This window comes from Lysinibacillus sp. NPDC093688, from assembly GCF_050280145.1.
Lineage (GTDB): Bacteria > Bacillota > Bacilli > Bacillales_A > Planococcaceae > Lysinibacillus > Lysinibacillus xylanilyticus_B.
Window position 1 is genome coordinate 21,887 of sequence record NZ_JBNNUX010000026.1, and the last position, 12,353, is coordinate 34,239.

Consider the following 12,353-nt stretch of genomic DNA (forward strand, 5'->3'; position numbering starts at 1 on the left):
TATGAAATTTATTCGTATGATGATTATTGGAATACTCATATCACTTAGCTCTTCCTACATCTTAGTAACATTAAGTGTCGTATCTAATAACGCTGTGATGTCAGGGCCGGAATTACTTGAACAAATTATCATCGCCGCTATACTTGGAGCTGTTATAGGTCTACTATCCATGATCTTTGACATTGAGCGTTTACCTTTTATTGCTCAGTTTATTTTACATGTAATTGCAGTTACGCTGTGTGTGTTGATTGCAGGCTATTTCGGGCGCTGGTTTGAACATTCAAGCTTTACGTCTATTTTTATAAGTGAAGCTATTATTTTCTTTTTTGCTTGGTGCATTATTTATGTAATCCAAAAAAATGATATTGCAAAAATCAATCAACAAATTCAAAAAAGAAAGGAATAAAACAATATGACCTTTGCTATACAAGTTGAAAATCTATGTAAACAATATGGGGATCATCAGGCAGTAAAAGGTATTTCATTTACGGTTGAGCAAGGTTCCCTCTTCGCCTTTTTAGGTGCAAATGGTGCCGGAAAATCAACGACCATTGAAATACTTTGTACATTATTAAAAAAATCAAACGGTACTGTAAACATTAATGGTTACACACTTGATGCAAGCAATGACAATGCGGAAATTCGAAAATCAATTGGTGTCGTATTTCAGCAAAGTTTACTAGATGAACGATTAACGGTGCAGGAAAATATACTTCATCGTGGTAAAACATATGGCTTATCGAAAAAACAATTAACCGATAATTATCAATTCGTTTCAACATATTTGCATTTAGAAGATATAGAAAAGCGCAAATACGGAACTTTATCAGGTGGTCAAAAAAGGCGCGCTGATATCGCTCGAGCCCTTATCCATCGACCAAAAATATTGTTTTTAGATGAACCAACAACTGGGCTTGATCCACAAACGCGTCAATTCGTTTGGCAAGCCATTAAGCAGCTTCAGCTCGAAACAAACATGACTGTTTTTTTAACAACACATTATATGGAAGAAGCGGCTGTCGCTCATCAAGTCATCGTCTTAAAAGAAGGAGAAATTGTTGCTGAAGGGACACCTGATGAACTTAAAACAAAATACGCCTATGATTCAATGGCACTTGTTTTTCATAATAGTTCTGAAGGGATACAGTGGCTCGAGGAAAATGCCATCTCCTATACAGAAAATCTAGGTATTTTCTCCATCCGAGTCGACTCGACACTACATGCTTTAACGCTATTAAAAAAAGCGGAGCCGCTTATTGCTTCGTTTGAAGTCATCAAAGGTACGATGGATGATGTCTTTCTTCATATTATGGCCGAGGGAGGCGCAGCTTAATGGAAGCATTATTTAGCTTAGTAATACGAAATAATAAGGTTTTCAGACGTGATAAAACACAAGTCTTCTACTCGCTTCTTTCTGTCATTATTGTCATTGTGCTTTACGCAGTATTTCTTCAAAAATCACAAGTAAGTGCAATTGAAGAAGTGACAAAGGCTACTCCAGCTTTGGTAACGATGGTCAATGAATGGATTGTCGCTGGTTTACTATCTATGATTGCTGTTTCTTCTACACTTGCTGCGTATAGCATTGCTGTTAGGGACCTTGAATCAAAAGCGCAAGCTGATTTTCTAACAGCACCCATCTCGCGAACAACCATCCAATTTAGCTATGTATTAAATGCCTTTATCATTGGCTGTATCTTTTCCTTTATCGCCCTTATTGGCTGTGAAATTTTTATCGCATCAACTGGCGGTCAGCTACTAAGCTTTGGGGATTTCATGAAAGTAGTAGGTTTACTATTTTTATCTGTGTTACTTGCCAGTGTTTTTAACCTGTTCCTTGTGTTACTTGCTAACACCCAACATTCATTTTCAACTCTCAGTACAATCGTCGGTACAGCACTCGGTTTCTTATGTGGTGTTTATGTACCTGTTGGAGCACTTCCAAGCTTTGCTCAAAATGTTATTATGTATTTCCCTATCAGCCATACAACTTTACTATTACGCAATGCCTTTATGGAGAGCTCAATTTCCAAGGTTTTCGAAGGTGCGCCTGTTTCACAGGTGGAAGATTATAAAATAATGTATGGGATTGTCTATGACCTTCATGGAAATATACTGAGTACCTCAACTAGCTTTATCATTATTTTTGTCACAATTATTGTGCTAGCGATCTTATCAATCATTATTTTTAAAAAGAAAAACAAATAAACATTTTCGCACATCGTTTATAAAATGATGTGTTTTTTATTGATTTTATTCAAACAATTTGTTATTTTAATAATAAATAAGCAAACAAAATTATTAATCGTTTGTTTTTTAGGAGGATTTTCAATGGATGTAAATGAATTGTTTTGGCAAGCTTCAATCCATGACATAAAAAAGGGCTACAATGATGAAGCAACACACTTCACTTGTTTGCTTTGCGGGGAGAAAATTGAAAAGGGTATTATTTATCCTCATGAAGATGTTCTCTACGAGGCAGAGAAATTTATGCAACATCATATTACTGCAGCACATCAATCAGTATTTCATTATTTAAATGGCCTTCATAAAAAAATGACAGGACTAACTGATCATCAAAGTCATATTTTACGCTTATTTTATGAGGGAAAAACCGATCAAGAAATTAAAGAAGAGTTGGAAATTGGTAGTGCAACAACGATACGCCACCATCGCTTTACTCTTAAAGAAAAGGAACGTCAAGCGAAAACGTTTCTTGCAATGATGGAGCTATTAAAAGAACAAAATGAAAAGGAAGATAGTTTTGTACCTATTCATAAAACGGCTACGATGGTCGACGATCGCTATAATATTACGATTTCTGAAGAACAGCAATTACTTGAAAAGTACTTTCCAAACGGTATAGGCAAAGAGCTTGTCCGCTTCCCAAAACGTGAAAAACATAAAATTGTGATACTCCGTGCAATCACAAAACTTTTCGATGAAACAAAACAGTATTCAGAAAAAGAATTAAACGAAATAATCCAACCGATATATGAGGACTATGTGCAAATACGTCGCTATTTAATCGAATACGGCTTCATGGATCGAAAAGAGGATGGCAGTGCTTACTGGATAAAAAAATAAGAAAGAAGGATTTCCGATGGACCATAAAAAAGAATTAAAGGAAATGTACAAAGAAATAAAAATCGAAGCTGGTGTTTTCACAATGACCAATAAACAAAATGGTAAAGTGTTTGTAGGCAGCTTCAATAATTTAAAACGCTTAAACGGCTTTCAGTTTATGTTAAAAACAAATACGCATACTAATAAAGAGCTACAAGCCGATTACAACGCACTCGGCAAAGACGCTTTTGATATTGAAGTTGCGGAATATTTAAAGAAAAAAGAAGAGGGTTATTTCGATCCCAAAAAAGAGCTAGAAAAACTAGAACAAAAATGGCTCGACAAGCTTCAGCCATTTGGTGAACGTGGGTATAACTAGATATAGCATAGGAGCTACAAAAAAGAATCTGTTTTCTCCGCTATTTAGCTGGAGAAATTTGCAGATTCTTTTTTAATTTCATATATTGTGTTGCCGGTCGAGCAAATATCAGTTGGACTCGAGCACTTTTCTTTTGCACCCGATCAGTTCCTTGGCTGACCTGAGCACTTTTCTCTTGTACCGGAGTATTTCTTCGCCAATTCTACTCGTGGGGCTTTACTTTGACGCAATGGTGTTTCATCCTACTTTTTTGTGCCACACGGAAATAATCATTACTTCATTTCTTCCATTAAAAGAATTTCCTGCTGAGCTTTTTTTGTTAACTTTCCGAAAACTATCTCATAAGAATGTTTAATTAATTTTTCAACTAAATCCATAGGTACATCATCTACATCCATATAGATTGAATTCCAATGTGTTTTATTCATATAGTAACCTGGAATTATACCTTCATAGGCTTCTCTCAACTCTTCAGCTCGATTAGGTTCACATTTCAAAGTAAGTACTGGTCTTCCAGCAGCATCGCCGCCCATCATCCCATACATTTTACCCCCAATATGATAGCGATCAGCATGCCATTCTTCTTTGTAATCATAGGTTGTTCCACGAAGCTTTAGGCAATATGCGTGAACTGTTTCTTTGTTCATTATTTAACCCCTTCCCCTTTAAAATATAAAAAACACACGTTCGATTACAATAATTATAATCAATAACGTGTGTAGAAGGAATAATTGTTTATTTTTAATGGATGTCTATTTCTAGCAAGACAATCAGTTTTAACGTGTAATCAAGGACACCCTTTACTTTACGCCTCTATCAAACATGCCGATGACCTCGGTAGTTTGTAATATATTGACGAAGGCTTTGGCGTCTGCTTCCTTGATCATACCTTTTACTTCAGCAAGCTGATAGCGCGTAATGACGGTAATTAAAACTTTTCGCCCTTCGCCTGAATAAGCACCCTTCGCATCCATAATAGTTACACCTCGATGAAGCTTTTCCAGTAGCTGCTGTTTTACTTCCTCGCCCTTGCCCGTAATAATCATTAGTGTCAATTTAATATGACTTGTATGAATGGTGTCGACAACTTTCCCTGTAGCATAAATTGATACGAGCGTCAGCAATGCTGCATCCCAGCTAAAAACGAACCCGGAGACAGCTACAACGATACCATTCAATACAGAGATTAATGTACCAAGTGGAAAATCTCGTTTACGACTTAGCAGCATCGCTATAATATCAAAACCTCCAGAGGAACCTGCCGCACGGAAAATCATGCCCGTCCCTACACCCACAATAACGCCACCAAATAATGAGGCAAGAATTGGGTCTTGTGTAGCTTTATAAATCGGAATAATATACAAGCTTACCGACAAGACGACTACAGAAAGAATAGTATATCCAATAAACCGCTTCCCTAGCTTCAAGACCCCTAAAATAAGCAAAGGCAAATTCAATAGTAAATTTAAAACCCCTGTATTCAAGGGTGTAATAATACCAAGCATGATAGCAATCCCGCTTAATCCCCCACTTAAAATCTCATGTGGAATTAACAAAAAATTGTAGGCAAAGGCGACTACTATCGATGAAAGTGTAATAACGACAATATTACGCATAACAATTCCCCTATCATTAACGAACAGTTTTGATCTTTCTCTTAGAATACCCAACTTATTCGTTCAAAAAACCTGGAGTATTACACTCTTGTTGTTTTAACAACGGTATTTATTTCTTCTGATATTCTTTTTTCTGCTCCTCTTTAATCGGCACTTCTTTTAACGGCTCCTCTTTATTCTCATCAGCTTTCTCCGCTACCTTATAAATACGTTCAAGCATTGGGGGATGTGTATAACGGAACCACTTTACGAGTAACTGTGGATTTACTTCACTTAAACCAGATATCGTTAGTTTCTGGAATGCAGTAACTGCAGACTCTCGATCACCCGTTAATGAAATCGCATATTGATCGGCTCTCGTTTCCTGATACCGTGAAACATAATTTGATAATGGGCTTGAAGCAAATAGTAAAACGGACGTTATGATTAAAAACAATGGATAAGAGCCTATATCACCGATTCTTTTAATTTTTAATACATGTCCGTATCGTCCAATCAACCACCTCAAAAATTTCGCTGATAGCCATAATCCGACCAAGGTCAACAATAGATACCCTGCAATACCAAAGTAAATATGCTTCTCTACGTAGTGTCCCATTTCATGTGCCATAATAAATAATATTTCATTATCTGTTAAACGATTTAACGTTGTATCCCATAGCACAATTCTCGAATTACTGCCGATACCCGTTACATAGGCATTTAAGGCATTTGTTTTTTCTGCCATATTGACTTCATATACATGTTCTGCTGGTATATTTGCCTGTGTAGCAATAGACAAGATTTTCGCCTCTAGCTCCTTATTTTTGAGCGGATAAAAATCATTATATAAAGGATCAATAACTACGGGTTGAATAAACATCACAAATATTGTAAATGGAATCGTTAGAAACCATGCATAGAGCCACCATCTTTTGGCACTTTTTTTGATGAGCCAATAAAGGACAGACACGATAATAAAAGTCATGCCAAAGTTGACCCAAAAATCAATTATGCCATCCCGCATCCATGACGAAAATCCTTGTGTACTAATTCCATAGGTTTTGCTTAAATTGTAACGATAATAATTGAGTGGAAATAGTACAACATATAGTAAAAGTGATAATAAGAATAAGTAACTTGCATTTTGTAACAGCTTCCATTTTGTTTGTGATGTCGCAACTTTTTCGAAATAACGCGATACGCCCATCATTAAAATTATGAAATAGATTAACCACTCTAAAGGTGTAGCAACAAAGAATAGGAAGTTCCGTATTTTCGAATATTCACCACTTAAGTAAAGTTCTTTTTCAGACATAAACATCACTGGATCTGCAGCTGTCCCCTGCATCGCTCGTGGTATTGTACCACCACCGCTGTGGAATATATACCAATACATACACAGCACATAAACACCGAATATAAGTAGCGCGACAATTCCCATTTTTTTCGCTATGTCATTTCCTCCCTTGTTCAACACTAAGTTCGTCCTATAGTAAGTGTAAGCTAAATTGAAAAAGTTAGAACAAATTTTTCTTTGTTTTTATTTACCTTCTATTCTACTTCACACCAAAAAGAAAAATTCGCCCTACTTCTCCAAACGAGTAACAAGCCATGTAGATGCTAAAGCACCAAAGCTTGTTCGCCATTCACAGAAATATCGCGAATTTTAAAGAATATTTTTTATTACTTATCCATTACAAATGCTGTTTTACCACGTTGATCCTCACTTAAATAACCTGCAGATTCTAATCGATCACGCCATTCTTTTTCTATTTCAGCGGCCTTTAATGCATCATCCTCTTTCGTTGATAGCTCCACCATAGTCTCCCCTTGATATTGCCAAACCTCAATATCCGCCGCATAGCCCACAAAGCTTCCTTTATATGTTGTAGCATTTGCAGGACCATAGACTACAGCTTGGGATAATGTGTTTTGATACCATGCTTCTGAATCCCAATTTAATATTTTCTTCGGAACATTTTCTAAAATTAATTTTTTGGCAGCATTTGTATCCACTTCATCATAGGAAACTTTAGATGTAGTCTTTAATGACTCTTTACGACTTATGGTGAACGTACGATTGTCATCTTTAATATCCATTTCAAATTTATAGTTAGACTCCGCTCCAGTAAAGCCATGACTTTCTGTAATAGCTATTGCTTCATCCAGAGGTGTATTTGAAAATCTCTTTTTATAGGTGATATCCATTTTATTGCTTCCTTTATAGATACGTAAACGGTGGATATAATCCTCTTTTAGAAAAGCTCTATTCGCAGTATCAAAGAAATAAATCTTTACTTCATCTTTTTTTGTGGCTTGGAAAACATTTAAAATATCCGATTCAGTGAAAAGCTCAGATTTAATATTGAATTTGACTTCATTTCCTGGCTCGATGGCTGCTTTCGCTTGTGTGGAACCAAATCCAATGATGCTAACAAATACAATGACAATTAAAGAAAAATTTACCGTCCATTTCTTCATATGATTTCCTCCTCATTTTTTAGTAATTGCAAGAAAGTCGTTTCTATATTCGTTAATGAACTGTGAAAATAGATTGTCTTATGTGCATGCATTTTCTTAGAAAGCGAGATGATGTCATGATAATCTGGATGCGTTTTATAAAAAAATTCCTTATGTTGATTTTCGGAAAATTGAATTCTATATTTGTCTTTATTCCAATATCCCGTAAAGATCACTATAGCTGTTGGTTTTTTATGAAGTAGCTCCACTAATTTCGTTTCATTACGCTCAGGCACAAAATAAATGGTGTTTTCACTTTCTGTTATCTTTGTCAAACATTCTAGTTTAAACGGTTGCAATATTGTATTGGTAGACAATAAATTTCCAGGTGCCTCATAATAATTATCAAATAAGGACAACAAATCATGATCTACACGTATCAATCTTGACGTATGCTGAAAAAGATAAGTAGCAATATCTGCTGTTTTTCCCGAGAAAGAAGATGGGAAAATGATCGGACAGTCTGGATTTGCATTAATATATTCCGTCATTTGCTGCAATACTTCTAAATTATTGATACGCTTCTCAACATGGCCGCTATCTATAATGGCTACATCATAAACAGTCCCGACCTCTACCGGCAGTGTTGCTTTCAACAAATAGGAGTCCACCACATAATCGCCAGAGTAAAATATCACCTCCTCAAAAAAACGAATTTCATACCAAACACTTCCGATTAGATGACCACTGTAGCCCCATTGAAAGGTAAGACAATGATTAATCCTTATCCACTTTCCGATAGATTCTGGTTGAAAGGTTCTTGTATGCTGGTAAGACTGCTTTAATTGTTGCGCAGTCATATTACTCATAATGATCGGCCCTATGTATCCCAATCGCTCAAGTAAAGAAATAGCACCTACATGATCTGTATGTGAATGGGAGATAAACACTGCATCAAGCTTTGCCACATGAGCTTGTGTTAAATTAGGAGGCGTCTTCTGTCGATTGTTCATCACTCCGCAATCGAGTAAAATAGCATGTCCATTATTTTCAATAAAAAAACAGTTACGGCCATACTCACCGACCCCACCTAAAATCTCTACATTAAGCATCCGCATGTCCTCCCCGTTTTTGCAGCCAATCTAATAGAAACATGAAGATAACGGTCATTACGACTGTAATCACCGCTACAGCCATTCCTACACCAACATTTCCTTGTTCAAATTGACTGTAAATAAATGTTGCACCCGTCTCTATTGAAGGAGGCAAAATGAGTAATCCAGCGACTAGCTCACGCATTGAAATAATAAACGTCATCATCATGCCGGCAAGAATTCCCTGCATTAATAATGGAATGATGATATGTCGGTAAACTGCCCAGCTACTTCGCCCAAAAATAGCTGCTGATTGGAGTATCGAAGAATCTAATTGTGATAAGGTGGACTTTATATATTGCACGGAATACGGTAAAAAAAGTACACAATACGTGACTACAACCATTGCCTTTGTGTTATAGATGGTCGCCGGTAGCCATGGTGCATTCCAAAACATGATTAACCCCACTACAAAGACAATTCCAGGAATAATAGTAGGCATTAAACTAAAGAAATCTAATACTTGTTGCTTTTTCGTTTCTCCTTTTTTAATGTATAGGGCTATGAACAAACCAACAATTGCTGTAACGACCGCTGTGATTACGGAGAAAACAACACTATTTAAAAATGCTGACAATCCAGCACTTCCACTTGTAAACACTTCCTGATAGGAATCAAAGCTAAAATTCCCTGCTTGCAAACCATCTCCCCTTACTTTCTGCAAAGATGTAACGATAATCGAGAAGTAAGGAATACCGATTGATAGCAAAACGATACTCCCCACAAAAAGCCATGAACTGAACTTGACATACCACTTATCTCTGATCTCACGAATAGCTGGTGTTTTTCCAGAAAGCACGCTATATGTATATTTGCGTCCAATAAGATTTTGAAAATACCAGATAACGAGACAAGCCGACAGTAAAAATAGCGAAAGTGATGTAGCCATACTAATATCTACCGGCCATCTAGATAGGTAAGAGTGAATTTCCGTCGTAAATACTTGAAAACCAATTCGACTACCAAACGTTGCAGGTGTTCCAAATTCAGCTAGTGTTTTGATGAAAATTAGCAAGCTTCCAAGTACATAGCTAGAAACTACTAAAGGTAAAGTTATTTTCGTCCAATTTCTCCAAGAGCTTCGTCCAAAAATTAGTGCAGCGTCTAAAAAGGAGCCATTAATTCTTAATAGCGTATTTTTCAACATTAAATATAAGAAAGGAAAAAGATGCAGGCTCATAATCATAACCATTCCAAATAAGGAAAAGAACGCTTCCGTCATCCAAGCAGCACTTGGAAATAGCTGTTGGAGAAAGCCATTATTTTGCATAAACAATATCCATCCCATTGAGCCAATATACGGAGGTGTCATAAACGGAATCGTTAAAATAATATCTAGCCAATCGTATTTATATAAACTTGTTTTTGTTCTTATTAACGCCATTGGGAACGCAATTATTGTCGTTCCAATTATAACTAATCCCCCTAATAAAACAGAGTTGCCAAGTGTGTGCCACATTCTTTCATTAGCAAACATTCTGCTAATCTGTGAAACATCTAATTGCCCATCTTTTATAAACGTATAAAACACAATGGCAATTAACGGTGCGATAGCAAACGTGACGACAAGTGTCAGTAAAAATCCAAAAGTTCGTCTGCCTTCCATAATCATTAATGATTCAATCCTTCCCTAGAAAAACTTGAAGGAGGCTAAAAAACCTCCCACAACTACTTAACGAAAAATATCATTGAATTTAGTTAATACTTCAAGCTGCTTCGTTTCCGCACCTTTCCAATTCACGTTTAGCTGAGGAATATCATCTAAGGCTGCACGATCCTTAACAGGTATACTTTTGTTGCCTGGTAGTAAGTAGGCATTTGCTACAAGCTTTTGCCCTTCATCTGACAGTAAAAAATCAACGTACGCTTTCGCACTCTCTATATTTTTTGCATCCTTCAAAATACCAACAGCTCGTGGACTAACAACTGTCCCACTTTTTGGATAAATAATTTCTACTGGCTCACCATCAGCTTTTGCTTTATAGGCCATGTAATCTACCCCTGAAATTGTGGCATTTTTGTCACCTGTAATAACAGCATCTAACGCTTCCTTATTAGCACCATTCACCTGTAAACCATTTTCCTTCCACTTCTCCATCGTAGTCCAAGCGTTTTTTTCAGCTTCTGTATATCCGAATAGGAAGTCTACAGCAGAACCTGACAAACTAGGGTCTGGTATATTGATTTTATTTTGCCATTCAGCTTTTGCTAAATCTGTCCATTCTGCCGGAATCTGTTGCGTATTTTTGGTATTATAAGCAATTCCTAATGCTGAGGCACTGTAACCATAGTAATAACCTTCTGCATCTGACCAATCGCTATTGATGTTCATTGCATTTTCAGCGTCTTTATAGCTTTGAAGCTGATCTGTTCCCTTTAAGCCATCCATTGAAGCGACAGAGGCTAGTACGACAATGTCTGCTACAGGATTATTTTTTTCAGCTTCTAAACGCGATAATATTTTGCCTGTTGTCCCTTGGAACATCTCTACTTTTATTCCTGTTTTCTCTTCAAATGCTTGTTGAATATTCGCTGCTAAACCATCTGGACCAGCAGAATATACTGTTAACGTTTGTTCTTCATTTGACTTTGCACTTGCTTTATCATTCTTCTCTACGTCTTTATTTCCACATCCCGCTAATGCTAATGTTAAAAGAACTCCAGCTGTAGCAAATAGTTTTAATCCTCGTTTTTTCAATGGTAACCCTCCAATTGATATATTTGTTTTTCATCAATAAAAACTTCAAGCTGTTTGCCATGTTCTATAGGTTCTGCTTCGTAAAAGCTCCATTGCTTACCTTCTACCTTTGCCTGCACTAAATAACGATCACCAACAAAGGTACTTTTTACAATCATCGCTTGTTTTGCAATCGTACCTGAGCGTGGTAGTCTGGAAACACCTTCAGGTCGCACAATATAGTTCCCTTTATCAAACCAGTTCACTTTGCCGATAAAATTGGCTACATATGGTGTCGCTGGGGCGTGATAAATTTCTTCAGGTGTTCCTACTTGTGCAATTCTTCCTGCCTCCATCACGATAATTTGATCTGACATTGCCATTGCCTCTGTTTGATCATGTGTGACAAAAATCGCCTGACAATCTAGCTCATGAATAATATGCATGATTTCATCTTGCATTTTTTCTCTTAGTACTGCATCGAGCGCAGATAATGGTTCATCAAACAAAATAAGGTGTGGATTTGTCGCAAGTGCCCTTGCAAGCGCTACCCTTTGCTGCTGTCCTCCTGATAACTCTCCAGGCTTTCGTTTTTCAAATCCCTCCATTTTCACCAATTGCATAACATGCTCCACCTGAGCCGGAATGTCTGGCTTTGGAATAATTCCCTTCAGACCAAAAGCAATGTTTTGGGAAATAGTCATATGAGGCCATAATGCAAAATCTTGAAAAACCATTGCCATATTTCGCTTGTTTGGTTTTACATTTTTACGAAGTTTGGACGAATAAATAACTTTGTCATCAAAACGGATTTCTCCATTTGTCGGTTGTTCAAGACCTGCTAATATTTTTAATAACGTTGTCTTCCCACAGCCTGATTGTCCTAAGATGGTGATAAATTTGCTGTCCAACTTCACATTAATGGGCCAAAGCGCTTGAATATGTCCATATTTTTTCTCGATATTCGTTAATGAGATTTTCATAATATCCTCCTTGTTAATTACAACTATAAATTCCAG

Annotated in this window: 13 protein-coding genes; 5 read left to right on the forward strand and 8 right to left on the reverse strand. The window is 36.7% G+C overall.

Features of this window, described 5'->3' with window-relative positions; genetic code table 11:
• The first annotated feature begins 1 nt into the window (after position 1).
• The 5 genes from ACQKN2_RS18105 (at position 2) to ACQKN2_RS18125 (ending at position 3,445) form a co-directional block, all read left to right on the forward strand.
• Positions 2–406, forward strand: coding sequence for a DUF3021 domain-containing protein (locus ACQKN2_RS18105; RefSeq protein WP_427416169.1), 405 nt, complete (start codon positions 2–4; stop codon positions 404–406).
• 6 nt (positions 407–412) lie between these two features.
• Complete coding sequence (locus ACQKN2_RS18110; RefSeq protein ID WP_427416170.1) at positions 413–1,333, forward strand: ATP-binding cassette domain-containing protein; 921 nt, start codon at positions 413–415, stop codon at positions 1,331–1,333.
• Positions 1,333–2,208 (forward strand): ABC transporter permease, encoded by an 876-nt coding sequence (locus ACQKN2_RS18115; RefSeq protein ID WP_427416171.1) that lies wholly within the window; start codon positions 1,333–1,335, stop codon positions 2,206–2,208. Before ACQKN2_RS18110 ends, ACQKN2_RS18115 begins: the two co-directional genes overlap by 1 nt.
• A gap of 123 nt (positions 2,209–2,331) precedes the next feature.
• A complete protein-coding gene (locus ACQKN2_RS18120; protein ID WP_427416172.1) occupies positions 2,332–3,087 on the forward strand; it encodes a DUF2087 domain-containing protein in 756 nt (251 codons plus the stop codon).
• Positions 3,088–3,103: 16 nt separating this feature from the next.
• Entirely contained in the window at positions 3,104–3,445 is a 342-nt protein-coding gene (locus ACQKN2_RS18125) for a GIY-YIG nuclease family protein (protein ID WP_427416173.1), read from the forward strand.
• Positions 3,446–3,717: 272 nt separating this feature from the next.
• Here ACQKN2_RS18125 and ACQKN2_RS18130 read toward each other — a convergent pair whose 3' ends face one another.
• The 8 genes from ACQKN2_RS18130 to ACQKN2_RS18165 all read right to left on the reverse strand — a co-directional run bounded on the left by ACQKN2_RS18130 (position 3,718) and on the right by ACQKN2_RS18165 (position 12,317).
• A complete protein-coding gene (locus ACQKN2_RS18130) occupies positions 3,718–4,092 on the reverse strand; it encodes an MmcQ/YjbR family DNA-binding protein (RefSeq protein WP_427416174.1) in 375 nt (124 codons plus the stop codon).
• A gap of 153 nt (positions 4,093–4,245) precedes the next feature.
• The gene (locus ACQKN2_RS18135) at positions 4,246–5,061 is read right to left on the reverse strand and encodes a YitT family protein (protein WP_427416175.1); all 816 of its coding nucleotides are present in this window, start codon (positions 5,059–5,061) and stop codon (positions 4,246–4,248) included.
• A 109-nt stretch (positions 5,062–5,170) separates the two neighbouring features.
• On the reverse strand, positions 5,171–6,496 hold the full coding sequence (locus tag ACQKN2_RS18140; protein ID WP_427416217.1) for a M48 family metallopeptidase: 1,326 nt from the start codon (positions 6,494–6,496) through the stop codon (positions 5,171–5,173).
• 230 nt (positions 6,497–6,726) lie between these two features.
• The gene (locus ACQKN2_RS18145) at positions 6,727–7,524 is read right to left on the reverse strand and encodes a hypothetical protein (protein ID WP_427416176.1); all 798 of its coding nucleotides are present in this window, start codon (positions 7,522–7,524) and stop codon (positions 6,727–6,729) included.
• Complete coding sequence (locus ACQKN2_RS18150; RefSeq protein WP_427416177.1) at positions 7,521–8,615, reverse strand: MBL fold metallo-hydrolase; 1,095 nt, start codon at positions 8,613–8,615, stop codon at positions 7,521–7,523. Before ACQKN2_RS18150 ends, ACQKN2_RS18145 begins: the two co-directional genes overlap by 4 nt.
• Positions 8,608–10,269, reverse strand: a complete 1,662-nt coding sequence (locus tag ACQKN2_RS18155; protein WP_427416178.1) for an ABC transporter permease — start codon at positions 10,267–10,269, stop codon at positions 8,608–8,610. Before ACQKN2_RS18155 ends, ACQKN2_RS18150 begins: the two co-directional genes overlap by 8 nt.
• Before the next feature lie 60 nt (positions 10,270–10,329).
• Entirely contained in the window at positions 10,330–11,355 is a 1,026-nt protein-coding gene (locus tag ACQKN2_RS18160) for an ABC transporter substrate-binding protein (RefSeq protein ID WP_427416179.1), read from the reverse strand.
• On the reverse strand, positions 11,352–12,317 hold the full coding sequence (locus tag ACQKN2_RS18165; protein WP_427416180.1) for an ABC transporter ATP-binding protein: 966 nt from the start codon (positions 12,315–12,317) through the stop codon (positions 11,352–11,354). The genes ACQKN2_RS18160 and ACQKN2_RS18165 overlap by 4 nt, the downstream gene beginning before the upstream one ends.
• Positions 12,318–12,353: the final 36 nt, after the last annotated feature.